This window comes from Microbulbifer variabilis, assembly GCF_052467165.1.
In genome coordinates, this window is the sequence record NZ_CP174301.1 from 2,839,340 (window position 1) to 2,854,794 (window position 15,455).

Consider the following 15,455-nt stretch of genomic DNA (forward strand, 5'->3'; position numbering starts at 1 on the left):
TGTTGTACTAGCCGCCTTAAGAAAGATCGGCAAGCCCACACTAAAATTGGCGACCACCTCATTAAGTAACAAAATTTTAACAAGCGCATCATCGCTATAGTATCCTGCTATCTCAAATATCAATCTGACTGGTACTATTGAGGAGGAAATAATCTAGCCAATATTCTTGCCTCTAGTGACATCCTAATCTCTACTTTTTAGGGAATATTACTCTCCCATGTGGATTGGCATATTCTACTCAAACCTGCCTTTTGACCCGTAGTATCACCCGCCATAGCGGTCTGTAGTAGAGGAAGGGATGCTTATGAAAGTCACATCTTGTTTTGCACTCTCAATATTTCTGGCGACATTGGTTGCACCCGGTGCCAACGCACAATGGAGCGGAAACGGCGAAGAATCCTTGGGGCACCCTGGCAAGCATTGTAAAAGGGTTAAACCCCGGTTCGATAAGCTGTTCAAAGCCCCAGTGGATGAGTGCTTTAATGGCGTTGGTGAACCCTACCCCGAGCTGGTTGATGGCGTCTGCTCCGCGGGTGAACCAAAACGCAACGGCGCCCAGATCTGGGGTATGGCTGAGTCACCCCGTTTCCTCTACTGGGGCACAGGAGCAAATGTCCCTTGTACTGCACAGGCCTCTCCAAATGCCGTACTGACGCCTATCTTTGCTCCCAACCAGGGCTGGGTTTGTGAGTTTGCAGAGGGAATACTCGCCCAAGAGAATCCAAATCTTAAAAATCTTGGTGATTGGCGTGCTCCAATGGCCTATCGCATGGATACCTGTACGCTTGAGGTAACGGAAATAACCCCTACTTACGATCCCCTGCTACAAGATACGCTGGGCTTCCGCTCCGGCGGTTATGCCGATGACGTAGTATTTCTCGCCGGTCCCGGTGGGGTTCAGGAGGGAATCGCCGGTGAAGGCGGCGGCAACAGCATCATCATGATGGCCTGGCAGGCAAGTACGGGTCGCTACCTTGGCTCCAAGCGGTTTCCCCAATACTCCAATATCCGCAAGTTCCTTAACCATGAGGGCGTTCTATATACCGGTGTGGCTGTGCAAGAATCTCTCGGTGGCACAGGGGAGGTTTTACGCTGGATGGGCAATATCCATCATCCATTCAGGTTTGAGGTCGTGGGTACAATGCAGAGTACTCCGGCTAATTTCACCGTACATGATGGTCGCCTGTTTTTCTCTACCTGGCCAACTGGCGACGCTCAGACGGGACAAATCCGTGCCTACTCCGGCATTGTAATGAGCCCCAAAATTCCGGAGGGTGGATTCCTGCCGGAAAATGCCAAAGAGTGGAAGGAAGTCTGGAACATTACCGAGTACGAACCAGACCTTGTTTCCGCAGGTGCGTATGCTGGCGGTGATATTACCTCCTGGCGCGGCAAGCTCTATTGGGGAACGATTAACTTCCCGCTGGGAGGCTTTAGGGCGCATGTCCTCGCTTACGGGGAAACCTGGAACAATCCAATTGGAGAGCTGGAAACCATCATCGCAACCCATAGGGCAACAACGGTTTTCCGCGGAGATCGATTTGGTAAAAAGAAACGGAAACCAAAGATTGAAGTGCTCTATGGCTACAAGGATGTTCAGGTTTGGGATCCAGACAGCAATATGTTTGTTGACAAGAATACTCTGGCAGGCCTCCCCCAATTAGGCAGAGCCGGCTTGGGGTGGCCATTTAATGTCTATACTTGGCGCCTAGGGGTAACGGGCAGCGATATGTATCTGGGAACCCTGGATGTGAGTCGGCAGTTTGCTGGCCTGATTGAAAGTGGAACCGATCCTGCCAACGAGCTTCCCGCGGAGCTACTCATGTTCTTGGAAGATGCGCTATCAAATCCCAAGACCTCTGGCGGCAAGCTCTACCGCTTCTTTTCACCAAATCGTAGAGCTATTCCAGCCACCTTTAATGGCGTTGGCAATTCCGGGAACTTTGGTTTCCGCACAATGATCAATCACCCCAGGTTTATGTGGCTCGGCACTGCAAACCCATTTAATTTGGATCCAAGAGGTGGCTGGGAGTTATATAGATTTGCCCCTATAGCTCCCGGAAAACCCAAGTGGGTGAACGATTCTGAGTCAGCGCAATAAGTCAGAAAACTTAGTCTACTGATATTCACTTTTCGGAAGCTACTTATCTAATCAGGTAAGTAGCTTCTTTATTAGGATACCTTCAGTAATGAGATATAACTGCTAATGAATTATTTAAGATAGTTTTTATCAGCTCCACCTAGAATCACACGCACTTATTTACATTAAAACCAATGAATAAATTGGCCAAGTGAAGTGCATTTAGTACTGAAATATTACTGAAACCTTCATAACAAAGCTAAATACATCCAATCAATTTTACCTGTCATTAATTCTAACCAATCAAAATTAGAATTGAGTTGGCTTCAACATAGACCATACATCAATCAATTGATAACCACTCCTCAAAGGATAACTTTCGCCGAGAATTCTACAAAAATTAATCACTCAAAAAATATATATTTATTTTCTAGCCAGAAGCATCACAACCGAATCCAGCACCAAATTCAACCATTCAGAACAGGCCACGCTATTAAACAGTCGAATTACTTCAATTTTATATTTAGAAAAATATACAAAAGAGTTTAAGATCTACAGTTAAACGCTGAAAGAAAACTTCACTTACCCCAAGTGTAATGTATAAATTTTCAGGGTGTACTATCAACTGGACTAACAAAGAGACTTTAGAAGATGTCTAGAATCTGATTATTCAATAACGAATCTTAATGGAGGCCCACATTAGAACATAAGCAAAAATAAACATCTTAAACCCGGTAAAAAAATTGAGTGTTAATATGACAAATTAATGTGCAAAGGGGAATATCTTTTTTCAAGATTTTCTCAACCACCGATCACAACCTATAACGCGGGCATTTTCCTAAAAAAACCTTGCAAAAATGATTTTTCGCCAAATTTTTAAACATTTCACAAAACGGCAGATTTAAATGAGGCAGTTTTTAGCGAAAACTGAAAATATCATTATTTATTTAACACTAAATAGATTTTTAAAGGCACCATGATGAATAGATTGACCCTCTTAAAGCGCACTTTAACTTTTGTAGCTTTCATTTTTAGTATATTTATTTCTTTTAATTCTTTAGCGGTAGAATGTGGCGACATCATATCAACACCGAAATTTCTTCTGCAGGACCTGAATTGTCATTTATCACCCGAAAAACCAGTAGCGTTAACTATTGAAGGGCCTTCAGGCAGCTTGACAATGGGAAACAAACAACTTACCTGCTCCTTTAATGCCGGTGAGGGGGAAGTGGGAATCGCTCTTGAAGGTTTTGCCGCACGTTTAGTAGGTGGGCAGATTAATGATTGCCCAAACGGCGTGATTGCGAGAGGTAGAGGATCTCACTCCATCATAGAGACGGAAATTCATGCCGCTTTATTTGAAGGTGTTACTTTGGAAAGTAACAACAACATTGTTTCCAGATCAGTAGTCTTGGGGCTAGGGGTTACTCAAGGAGAGGGAATCTCTCTAGATGGAAAAAACAATACGGCCACAGAAAATAGAGTAATTGGTGTAGGGGATGAGGGAATTGAAATTGATGGCGATTTTGCAACAGTAAACTTTAATTATGTTGATGGAAATGGAGATGATGGCATTGATATAGAGGCACTAAATGCGATAATTACCGCAAATTTTGTGAGAGGCAATGATGAGGGTATTAGTATCGAGGATGATAATGCTGTGGTTAACTCCAATACTGTTACAGAAAATGGTCGCAACGGTATAGAAATCTTTGGGGCATCAAATAACCTTGTATCTAATAATTTAGTGACAAAAAATGGATTTGTAATTCCTGGAAGTGCAGGCATAGTAATACTGCTGGAATCTGATGAAAACAACGAAATTGTTGGTAACACATCACTTGGCAACAGTGAAGTTGATCTAAAGGATGTCTTTGACCCTGATTGCACTGGCAGTAATGTCTGGCTGGATAATATCTTTGAAACGGCTGATCCAACTTGCTTGAAATGAGATGATAACTGACTAAAAATATTACTTCTTGGATTAGTTCAGACTAAATTTAACACATTGGTATTGAAATAAAAGAGGCGCCTGGTCTGAACTAATTCAATCGAGCTATATTCCCCACCTCTTCAAAGATCACTACCAATCACTATAGAGCGTTATTTTTAGTAGATCACGAATCTCTATTAGAGTATGCATATTTTAAGTGCCTTGATTGAACAGATCAAGGAAGCATCCTACTCTTAGCCGAGAGGATAAAATCAGTTACTTTCTTTCCTCTAAGACATTTACTTGGATCCAAGGGATAGCTGGGTATTATATCGTTTCGCACCTATTGCACCAGGAAAGCCAAAGTGGATTGAAGGTGCATAGATCAACAATTGGATTTTCTAGTCTTGGAACGATTTTCATCTGGCTGGGCGATAAGCTATTTTGTTTTATCAATGACTTCCACAATCAAAATATGTACTTACCCACTATTAAGAGATTAAAACTTTTCTCAACTTCTTCCCAGTCTGCACTTTTAGCAACCCTAAATACCACACAGGGATATTCAACAACATCAAAGAATATTGCTCTCGTGAACCTCGCCTATTTTTTAATAAATTCGATAGATCCATTCTGAGAATTGACAGCGCCTCCATCCTGAATATAAAAAGAAATACCTCTATGAAGAGCCCCTAAATGTGCCCTATACTTTTTACCATCTTTCAATAAAGGTCCGTTAAGAACCCCCCAATCTACCATTACTTTACCATTGTCAATATAGAGTTTTTGCTCCGGCCAACCGCTACTATTGGTAAAAGTGCCAAGCAAGTTATCTGGAAAATCATCGGAGCTGACAATCAAGGCAGAATCTGGAGCTTCCAATAGCTCACGTCGAACAGACTTCTTCAGTCGATTCATCTCTTGCTCAAATAATGTATTCCTATTTCTCTTATTTAAAATTGAGTTATAAGTATAGTTTGCCATTACATGGGGTAAGATATAAGCCACATCCTGATTAGTGAATGTAATTACACCAATCTCTCTTTCTGGCATAAATGATACATGAATGCTATATCCACCATAGTTTCCAAACCTCGTCAAAAGCGTCTCTTGATTATACTCAGCCAAATCCCACCCCAAAGTGTATCCAGATCGCTCATAGGTGAAATAGGTTTTAGATTGGCCTACCTGCTTTTCATGAAGTTCATCAAAGATATCACTTTTAGATAAATTTAACTTATCTTTGTTTATGTTTACCTGAAGCCATACCGCCAAATCATTTACTGTCGAAATCAACCCTCCTGAGGGATGCATCGTAAGGTCAGACTTGAAATGCCCTGAGCTAAAGATATTGCCATCGCTAGATGTGATGAAAGATGGGAGAATTGCCCTCGCCTTGGATATGTTGTTCGTTGTCGCATTCATATCCAGCGGGTCGGCAATATACTCCTTTATTAGCTCTCCCCAAGTTTTTCCAGTGACATTCTCTGCAATCATCGAGGCGACTATCGGGCCCGTATTTGAATACCTAAAATTATAATCTGGCGCTATCAGTAGATTCTCACTTAATGAGTGAACTAGCTCCTCTGGACCGGAATAACCTAAAAAAGCTGACTTAAAGGTATGTTGGATACTTGTAAATCCTGCCGTATGGGTCAGTAAATCCCTAATACTGATCTTATTGGTATCAACTTTTCCCTCAAGCCCCAACTGGAGCTTATAAGATGATATGGGTTTATCTAAATCCAACTTGCCCGAGCTATGCAGGATAGCCATCAAAGTACTGGTAAAAGACTTTGTGTGACTTGCGATTAAGATAGGCGTTCTCTCTGTAACTTTAGGGCCATCTTCAGAATAGGCATAAAAGAAATCAAGCCCGTTCTTATCAACTACTGCAACAAAATGTGAGCCAATTAAGCGGTTACTATTAGACAGCTCCACCAGAGCTGATTTTATTTCTTTTTCAATACTATCATCTATGGCATAACAGTTATTGCCAGCAATCAAAGCCATTACGACACCAACAAGAAGCCTTATTATCATATCTAAAATTCTTTTTCTAAATGAGATCGAAATTGGAAAAGTTAACTGGTAACGAATTCAAACACTAATTTCATCTTTGAAACAAGCAGCAACTATGCAAAATACGATAAATAGAATGTATATATAGGTATTCCGCAAAAAAAATACAATTAAACTATATCGGTATTACAGAATACTCTTGATCTTGACTCATTGTTGGGCCCCCAAGTACAACCACAATTTTCGTTACCGCTCATTATTATCCAAACACCCTTCACAGGCCTAAATTTCTCTTCAAGGCTAAGTATCTAACTTCAGATCCAGGAGTAAAATTTGTATACTTGCTACTATAGAAGCAGGATTTAAGACCATGGCTCCGTTGAGTGATCTTCCAAGAAAGAAAAGCGCAGAACCCGATCGCAAGTTTATTGAAGCCCTCGCCCGAGGACTGGATGTACTGCGGGCATTTCAACCTGGTGATGGCTTTCTGGGTAACCTTGAAATCGCCCAACGCACCGGCTTGCCTCGCTCCAGTATTTCACGGCTAACCTACACTCTGACAAAATTAGGTTATTTGACCTACTCGGATCGACTGGAAAAATACCAATTAGGAAGCGGCGTACTAGCACTGGGTTACTCTTTCGTCTCTAATCTGGCTATTCGCCAGGTTGCCAAGCCCCTTATGCAAGACCTTGCAAACTCCACAGGAACTGCAGTAGGACTGTCTGACCGTGATCGACTCGATATGATATTTGTCGAGTTTTGTGCAGCTGCTAATGTTACGACTTTTCGCTACGAAATAGGTAACCGTGTACCTCTAGCTACTAGTGGTTCAGGACGGGCTTTCCTGGCAGCACTACCACAAGAGGAGCGCGAGTACTTTTATGGACACCTGGAGAAAAGGAATAGCGAGCGCTGGCCGAAAATCAAGGTTGGAATTGAAGAAGCGGTAGCAAGCTATAAGCAGCGCGGCTTTTGTTGCTCCTTTGGCGACTGGAACCGCGATGTTAATGGTATTGCTGTCCCCCTACAATTAAGCCAGGGGCGCATTTATACATTTAACGCTGGCGGACCTGCTTACCGCCTGAGTCCAGAATTCCTGAAAGAAGAAGTCGCCCCCTTATTGAAGAATATGGTCGGTAATATAGAGGCCATGCTGATCCGCTACTAGATAACTTGACCCCAGGTTAGTAGCGCAATGCAACCAACCTGGGGAACAACTCATCACCTCACAGCTGCCTGCCTCGCTAGTGCCCGGCAAATCGGCGGGTATGATAATCTGTACTACCGAACAAATACTGGATTGTGGTTAAACGTTTAAAGTAGTGGCTTACATCCAACTCCTCTGTAACCCCTATACCGCCATGTAACTGAATTGCTTCCTGGCCTACTAACCGGGCAGCTTTTCCAATGCGGCTTTTTGCTGCAGAAATTGCCTTAGGGGCAACGCCATTATTCACATCCAACTGTAACGCTGCCATTAATAGAATAGAGCGGGCCTGCTCATATTCGGTAAACATATCCACCATACGGTGTTGCAAGGCCTGGAACTTGCCAATGGCAACGCCAAACTGCTCTCGGGTCTTTGTGTATTCCACGGTCTTTTTATATATTTTCTCCATGGCCCCTACTGCCTCGGCACACAGCGCCAGTGTGGCCCGATCAATTGCCTGTTCCATTACTGGCAAAGCGGCTCCTTCCTCTCCGACCCGGTTTGCCACAGGAACCATGACATTATTAAACTTTACCTCAGCCGCACGGTGCCCATCCACAGTGGCATACCCCTGGCGGTGAACACCCTCAGTGTTGGCATCTATCAATAATAAAGTGATACCTTCACAATCATGTTGGCCGCCGCTAGTACGTACTGCCACCAATAGTTTATCTGCGGCTGAACCGTTCAGAACAACGGCTTTGTGGCCATTCACTACGTAGCTGTCTCCGTTCCTTACAGCTTTGGTGGTAATATCAGAAAGATTGAAACGGCTCTGGGGCTCAGCAAATGCAAATGCCAGCTGCAACTTGCCTTCCATCAACAAGCTTATTAGCTCTCGCTTCTGCGCCTCGTTGGCACCGTTTGCTATTAGCCCACCACTTAAAACTGCACTTGCCAGGAAGGGTTCCACCACCAGACCACGACCAAACTCTTCCATCACCACTATCAAATCAACAGCAGAACCACCCAGACCACCGTCTTCTGCACTAAATGGAACCATTAGCCAGCCCAACTCGGCAAATAACTTCCAGTTATCCTCACTAAACCCAGTATCACTGTCTATTAACTTACTGCGACGATCAAAGTCATAATCCTGTTGAATAAATTTGCACACACTGCTTTGCAACATCTGCTGCTCTTCGCTATAGGAAAAATCCATCGTTCCAATCCTCATTAAACGTCGCGTTTACAGGCCAAGTACCCACTTGCTGATAATATTTTTCTGAATTTCGTTACTGCCACCATAAATCGAGGATTTACGATTATTTAAGTAACGGGGCACGCTGCTGGTAATAACTCCAGGGCCTACGTGCTCGCCATCAAATCCGCTTTTAAATTGCTCCCGGACAAATGGCATTCCGTAATAACCCGCAGTTTCCATGTAAAGTTCATCAATAAGCTGGGCGATTTCAGTTCCTTTAATTTTCAAAATGGAGGATTCCGGCCCCGGTGCATTACCGGTACTCACTGCCGCAAGTGCTCTTAGCTCGGTAAACTCCAGAGCTAAAAGATCTATTTCAATCTCTGCCAGCTTTTGCGCAAAGGCTGGATTTTCCAGGAGGCTGGTGTCACCATCACAAGTATCACCTGCCAGCTTTTTTAAAGTCTGTAAACGTTTTTTGGAAGTGGCAACCCGTGCAATGCCTGTGCGTTCATGGGTCAACAATACCTTGGCATAGGTCCAGCCGTGACCTTCCTCTCCTATACGATTGGCCACTGGTACCCGTACATTATCAAAATGCACTTCATTCACTTCATGATGGCCACCCAAAGTCATAATGGGCGATACAGTAATGCCCGGGTGGTTCATTTCAATTAACAGGAAAGTGATTGCGGCCTGGTTTTTGACTTCGGGGCCTCCGGTACGAACCAGGCAGAAAATCCAATCGGCCCAGTGTCCCAGAGTCGTCCAGGTTTTGGTACCATTAACGATATACTCATCGCCATCTCGCACTGCTGTGGTTTTTAACGACGCCAAATCAGAGCCCGCATTTGGCTCCGAATATCCTTGGCACCACCAAACATTACTTGCCAAGATATCCGGCAAAAACCGCTGCTTTTGCTCTTCACTACCATAAGTGAAGATAACTGGTGCAACCATTTTAAAACCGAAAGGAATTACATCTGGCGCGCCGAAGTTGGCACACTCATTGGCCCAAATGTATTTTTGTGTTGGCGTCCAACCGGTACCCCCATATTCAACTGGCCAGTTAGTCGCAGCCCAACCCTGTTCGTACAGGATCTTTTGCCAGCGTTCATAGTCCTCTTTTCCCAGGGGAATTTCATCCAGTGTCCTCTCACTGATATCCGCCGGAAGCTTCTCTTGCAGGAATTGCTTAACTTCCTGCTGAAAAGCTAATTCTTCTGGGGAAAAATCTATATTCATTCGCTTGCTCCTGTTTTTATGGGTGCAATTGGCAGAGATTTTTCAGCTAACTTCCTTCACCAACTTGCACAATCAACATGTACTAAATTCGGAAGTTCCCTTATACAAGCGGAATAAATTCACTTTCGATCTGGCTCGGCGGGCCCTACTCTTTGTCTTAAGTAAACCTATCTACAAACAATTTCAGGCTGATATTGATATCTGAGCATCGCTATTCTGACTTTTTCCGACTCACGGAAGTAAGTCCTCGGTTAACGAGCCAACTCTATTGGCGCAACTTTCTACTTAATGGCGTATTTACATAGCCGGTGTATATATTTACCCGCCATTTTCCATCAATTAGCTTTTAAATCACCACTCGACGCACAAAACATTACCATTGAATTCCGCAGAGTGGAATGCTCATTTCACTTTTGATATTGTCATCAGCATAATAACCATAGTGAGAGAAGCCCCCATGTCTATCACGTCCACTTCCACTGGCAGTCCCATGCTGCAATCTCTTGCAGAAATCCAGGAATATGAAAAAGTTCCTTTGTTACAACGTTACCCCTGGGAAAACACCTACGATTTAATTCGGCAGGCCGCCCGTCTTTACCAACAAGATGCAGCCATCGAATTTCTTCCCACCGCTGTACCAGATGAAGAAAGTGTGACAGTGAGCTACTCACAGCTATCCGAGAGAGTTCACCAAACTGCCAATCTACTCCATTCTCTCGGCATAAATTCGACAGATACGGTTTCATTACTATTACCCAATCTTCCAGAAACGCATTTCGCACTCTGGGGAGGACAAGCCGCAGGAATCGCCAGTCCTATTAATCCATTGCTGGAACCGGAGCATATCGCCGAGATCATGAATGCCACCAAAGCCAAGGTATTAGTCAGCCTTGGGCAGGATCTCAGTGAGGAGATTTGGGAAAAGGTTGCGCAGGTCATTGAGCAGGTTCCAACCTTGAAGGCACTGCTACTAATCAGTAAAAAACCGGTTAGTACCCTATCCATGCCTTCCGGCATTAAGGTAGAGAATTTTGTATTGGCAATTGCCCAACAGCCAAATGACCACTTAATTAGTGGGCGAACTATTCAAGGCGATGAAATTGCCAGTTACTTCCACACCGGAGGGACAACCGGGCGACCTAAAATTGCACGCCTGACCCACAGCAATATTGCGTTTGTCGCACAACTGAGTGTGGACACAACATCCAGTAAGGGGCGATTTGCTACCCTCAGTGGCCTTCCTCTGTTTCACATTTTCGGCACTGTGGTCGCCGGCATTGGCACTCTGCTCGCCGGCCGCACGATTGTTATAATGACCCCATCAGGTTTTCGCTCCCCCAATGTGCTCCCCAACTGGTGGCATCACGTCGCCCGCTTCCGGGTGCAGGGCTTTGGTGCCGTGCCCACTATTCTCGGCATCTTGATGCAAATCCCTGTGGGCGACAATGACATCAGCTGCCTGACAGATGTTGGCTGCGGGGCCTCGCCTTTACCCGCAGCGCTTAAGAGTGCGTTTGAGGAAAAATTCAATGTGACGGTAAGCAACGGCTATGGCATGACAGAGTCCAGCTGCCTGCTGGCCCGCCCCCCAACAGATATGCAAGCACCCGAAGGCAGCGTCGGCCGCCGCCTCCCCTACATGGAAATGAAAATTGCCGAAGTGGATGGAAACCGGCTAGTGAGAACCTGTAACACCGGTGAAGTAGGTATTGTGCTAGCACGGGGGCCACATATTTTTTCAGGCTATCTCTCCGAAGAGGATAACGCCAAGGCTTGGGTTGACCACAGTTGGTTTAATACTGGCGATATGGGATATGTCGATGGCGATGGCAATCTTTATCTGACCGGGCGAGCCAAGGATTTAATCATTCGTGGCGGCCACAATATAGATCCGGCCTTGATTGAAGAGCCACTAAGCCGTCACCCCGCCGTGGCTATGGCCGTTGCCGTGGGACAGCCCGATGCCTATGCCGGTGAGGTTCCGGTGGCCTATGTCACTCTATATCCGTCCGAAAATCCTCCCACGGAAGCGCAGCTTATCGACTACTGCCGCACCCAGATTTCTGAACGTGCAGCGATACCCAAGCGGATAGAGATCATTGATGAAATCCCCCTAACTGCAGTAGCCAAGGTATTCAAACCCGCTTTGCGTAATCGCGCTACCGAATATGTTATTGGTCAGGCACTTCAGGAAAAAAATATATCTGCAGAATTTTCTGCCCGTTTTGATAGTGCCCTGGGCCAGGTTGCAAAAGTTCGCCTGGAAAAACCTTCGGCTAAAACGGTAGCAGAGGAGGCATTGGAAAATATTCCGGTAGCACTGGAGTTTGATTAAGCCCGGACATTTACTACTGCTCACAAAACAATAATCAGTCATTGGGAAAACTGACAATGCCACAAGCTTATATCTATGATGGCGGCCGAAGTGCTTTTGGTCGCCATGGAGGTAGCCTTTCCAGTATCAGGCCAGACAATATGCTCGCGCATGTCATTAAAACCCTGGTTGAACGTAATAATTTCGATCACAAGCAATTTGAGGATGTGATTGCCGGAAATACCAATCAGGCCGGTGAGGACAGTCGTAATATCGCCCGCTTTGCCGGGCTAATTGCAGGACTGCCGATCTCCACCGGTGGTATTACGGTAAACCGCTTATGTGGTTCAGGCTTATCTGCCGTTGCCGATGCAGCCCGCTGCATCAGGGCCTCGGAAGGTGATTTGTTCATTGCCGGTGGTGTTGAATCCATGAGCCGCGCCCCTTTGGTCCTCTCCAAAGCAAGCAGCCCGTTCGATCGCACCCAGCAACTGGCGGATACCACTTTGGGTCCGCGCTTCACCAATCCCGATATTGTTGCAGAATTTGGCAGCCATACCATGCCGCAAACTGCAGACAATATCGCCGCAGACCTGAATATTCAGCGGGAAGAGTGCGATATCTTTGCGTTAGCTTCACAAGCAAAATATGAAAGCGCGCGTTTTGATGGCTTTTTTATCGATGAAATTAATCCTATTGAAGTGCCACAGGACCGAAAGCAACCACCCCGCCTTGTCGATACTGATGAGCATCCCCGCCCCGATACCAGCCTGGAGCGCCTGCAAACGCTACGCCCGCTATTTGAAGGCGGCGTAGTAACTGCTGGAAATGCTTCTGGAATCAACGATGGTGCCGCAGCACTCATTATTGGCAGTCAGGAGGCTGGGCAGGCCGTAGATCTCAAGCCCCGCGCACGTATTCTCGCCAGTGCTATTGCGGGAGTGGAGCCAAGAGTAATGGGGTTAGGCCCGGTCCCGGCTACCCGTAAGGCATTGGCTCGTGCAGGCTTGAGCCTGGCAGATATGGATGTCATGGAGTTTAACGAGGCTTTTGCTGTACAGACCATGGGCTGCCTGAAAATGCTCGAGATTGATTACGAGGACTCCAGGGTAAACCCCAATGGTGGTGCAATTGCAGTTGGGCATCCGCTCGGCGCCAGCGGAGCCCGCATTCTACTCACAGCACTACGCCAGCTGGAGCGTAGCGGTGGGCGCTACGGGTTAGCCACCATGTGTATTGGTATTGGCCAGGGAATCGCAGTGATTATAGAGCGTATATAAAAACCGGCGAGACCCTCTAGGAGAAACAATCTAATAGTCATTTAAGATCTGGAGATAACAATGTCTACCGTAAATTATGAACTTATTGGCGATATTGGTGTTATTCGACTTAACAACCCCCCTGTCAACGCGCTTTCCCACGGGCTGCGCGAAGGCATTTGGGGAGCGATCAAGAGTGCCCAGGAAGATGCCTCTCAGGCACTGGTTTTAATATGTGAAGGCCGCACTTTTATTGCTGGTGCAGACATCACAGAATTTAGTAAGCCTCCACAGGCACCTGCCTTATCTGAGGTGATTACAGAAATCGAAAACTCTCGTAAACCGGTGATTGCCGCTATTCACGGTACCGCATTGGGCGGGGGCTTTGAGGTGGCACTGGCTTGTCACTATCGTTGCGCCCAGGCTTCTGCCAAAGTCGGCCTGCCTGAAGTTAAATTGGGGTTATTGCCTGGGGCCGGTGGTACTCAGCGCACGCCACGTCTGGCCGGCGTTGCGACTGCATTAGAAATGATCACCAAAGGTACCCCAATCCCGGCTGCGAAGGCCAAAAGCATGAAGCTGATCGATCACGTGGTTGATGATGATCTATTCGAAGGGGCCCTCGCCTTTGCTCGTGAGCTAATTGACCAGAAAGCCCCACCACGCAGAGTCCGGGATATCACAATAGATCCTGCCAGTATTCCAGAGGGCCTATTCGACGATTTCCGCCAGCGACTGGAAAAAAGAGCACCTGGTCAACTGGCCCCACAGAACATTGTCTCCTGTGTGGAGGCAGCAGTTAAACTGCCATTCGATAAAGGGCTAGCTAAAGAACTGGATCTATTTATCGAATGTCTGCTCTCAAGTCAGTCCGCCGCCCTGAGGCATATGTTCTTTGCCGAGCGACGTGCGACAAAAGTTCAGAATCTCTCCAAAGATACCCCTATCAGAGAAATAAACAGTATTGGCATTATTGGCGGCGGCACTATGGGGGGAGGTATCGCCATGAATTTTGCCAATGCCGGTATCCCAGTCAAGCTGCTGGATATCGATCAAGCTGCCGTAGAGCGTGGTCTGGCAGTAATCGACAAGAACTACAGTATCAGTATGAAAAAGGGGAAGATTACAGAGCCTCAAAAAACACACTGCCTCTCACTAATCCAGGGCACCACTGACTATTCCGACCTGGTAGAGGTAGACCTCGTTATCGAAGCTGTGTTTGAGAATGTAACGCTTAAAAAGGAAATTTTTTCCAAGCTGGACCAATACTGTAAACCCGGCACCATTCTCGCAACAAACACTTCCTACCAGGATATCGACCAGATCGCCGCTGCTACCAATCGGCCAGAAAATGTTATCGGGTTACACTTTTTCAGCCCCGCCAATGTTATGAAACTTCTAGAAGTCGTTCGTGGCTCAAAGAGCGCCGACGATGTTATCGCTACCGCAATGCGGTTGGCAAAAACTATCAAAAAAGTTCCCGTGCTGGCCGGAAACTGTTATGGGTTTATTGGCAACCGGATGCTGCGGCCCTATGCCCGTGAAGCGCAACTCTGTTTAATAGAAGGAGCCACCGCGGAACAAATAGATACCGTAATGCAATCCTGGGGCATGGCCATGGGGCCCATAGCGGTTGGAGATTTGGCCGGTCTCGATATTGGCCACAAAGCCCGCGAGGGCCTGAGCGAAGCAGAAAAAGGCGACCCCAAAACCTACTGCATTGCGGATGCTTTAGTAGAGATGGGACGCCTGGGCCAAAAGAGTGGAGCCGGTTATTACCGCTATGACCCAGAAACTCGCGCTCGTACCAGTGACCCCGAAGTCCAAGCAATCATAGAGGCTCAAGCCAAAGCTCATGGGATAGAGCGGCGAGACATCTCCGATAAAGAAATTCTTAATCGCCTTACTTTCGCCTTAATTAATGAGGGAGCCAGAATTCTGGAAGAAGGGATAGCCCAACGCCCCAGTGATATTGATGTTGCGTATGTTTATGGCTATGGTTTCCCTCCCCATCGCGGCGGCCCCATGTTTTACGCAGATAGCATCGGCCTGAAAAAGATCTACGATACTATTTGCACATTCCGTGACCAACATGGCGAAGCCAATTGGACTCCCGCACCATTGCTCGTCCAACTGGTAAAAGAAGGTAAAACATTTGCGAAATGGGCAGACGATCAGCGATAGTATTCGCTTCTCAAGGGTAACCGGTAAAAGTACCGGTTACCCTTTTTGCCAAAGTTGAGAG

At 46.2% G+C, this 15,455-nt stretch carries 9 protein-coding genes; 6 read left to right on the forward strand and 3 right to left on the reverse strand.

What is annotated here, in order from left to right; translation table 11 throughout:
• The first annotated feature begins 304 nt into the window (after window positions 1–304).
• Window positions 305–2,101, forward strand: coding sequence for a hypothetical protein (locus tag ACJJIP_RS12530; RefSeq protein WP_282950983.1), 1,797 nt, complete (start codon window positions 305–307; stop codon window positions 2,099–2,101).
• Window positions 2,102–3,056: 955 nt separating this feature from the next.
• The gene (locus tag ACJJIP_RS12535) at window positions 3,057–4,031 is read left to right on the forward strand and encodes a right-handed parallel beta-helix repeat-containing protein (protein WP_083922810.1); all 975 of its coding nucleotides are present in this window, start codon (window positions 3,057–3,059) and stop codon (window positions 4,029–4,031) included.
• 585 nt (window positions 4,032–4,616) lie between these two features.
• Here ACJJIP_RS12535 and ACJJIP_RS12540 read toward each other — a convergent pair.
• A complete protein-coding gene (locus ACJJIP_RS12540; RefSeq protein ID WP_444945266.1) occupies window positions 4,617–6,026 on the reverse strand; it encodes a serine hydrolase domain-containing protein in 1,410 nt (469 codons plus the stop codon).
• A 379-nt stretch (window positions 6,027–6,405) separates the two neighbouring features.
• On the opposite strand from ACJJIP_RS12540, the gene ACJJIP_RS12545 reads away from it, so the two are divergent.
• Window positions 6,406–7,206 carry an IclR family transcriptional regulator gene (locus ACJJIP_RS12545; RefSeq protein WP_020414931.1) on the forward strand — a complete coding sequence of 267 codons (801 nt, stop codon included), beginning with the start codon at window positions 6,406–6,408 and terminating at the stop codon, window positions 7,204–7,206.
• A 76-nt stretch (window positions 7,207–7,282) separates the two neighbouring features.
• Here ACJJIP_RS12545 and ACJJIP_RS12550 read toward each other — a convergent pair whose 3' ends face one another.
• Both ACJJIP_RS12550 and ACJJIP_RS12555 read right to left on the reverse strand, forming a co-directional pair.
• The gene (locus ACJJIP_RS12550) at window positions 7,283–8,410 is read right to left on the reverse strand and encodes an acyl-CoA dehydrogenase family protein (RefSeq protein ID WP_444945267.1); all 1,128 of its coding nucleotides are present in this window, start codon (window positions 8,408–8,410) and stop codon (window positions 7,283–7,285) included.
• A 27-nt stretch (window positions 8,411–8,437) separates the two neighbouring features.
• On the reverse strand, window positions 8,438–9,637 hold the full coding sequence (locus ACJJIP_RS12555; protein ID WP_444945268.1) for an acyl-CoA dehydrogenase family protein: 1,200 nt from the start codon (window positions 9,635–9,637) through the stop codon (window positions 8,438–8,440).
• Window positions 9,638–10,094: 457 nt separating this feature from the next.
• Between ACJJIP_RS12555 and ACJJIP_RS12560 the strand changes: the two genes are divergently transcribed.
• From ACJJIP_RS12560 to ACJJIP_RS12570, 3 genes are read left to right on the forward strand one after another with little or no spacing between them, the layout of a single operon-like run.
• Complete coding sequence (locus tag ACJJIP_RS12560) at window positions 10,095–11,972, forward strand: acyl-CoA synthetase (protein WP_282950987.1); 1,878 nt, start codon at window positions 10,095–10,097, stop codon at window positions 11,970–11,972.
• A 56-nt stretch (window positions 11,973–12,028) separates the two neighbouring features.
• The gene (locus ACJJIP_RS12565; protein ID WP_444945269.1) at window positions 12,029–13,231 is read left to right on the forward strand and encodes a 3-oxoadipyl-CoA thiolase; all 1,203 of its coding nucleotides are present in this window, start codon (window positions 12,029–12,031) and stop codon (window positions 13,229–13,231) included.
• 60 nt (window positions 13,232–13,291) lie between these two features.
• Window positions 13,292–15,394, forward strand: coding sequence for a 3-hydroxyacyl-CoA dehydrogenase NAD-binding domain-containing protein (locus tag ACJJIP_RS12570; RefSeq protein ID WP_444898511.1), 2,103 nt, complete (start codon window positions 13,292–13,294; stop codon window positions 15,392–15,394).
• Window positions 15,395–15,455: the final 61 nt, after the last annotated feature.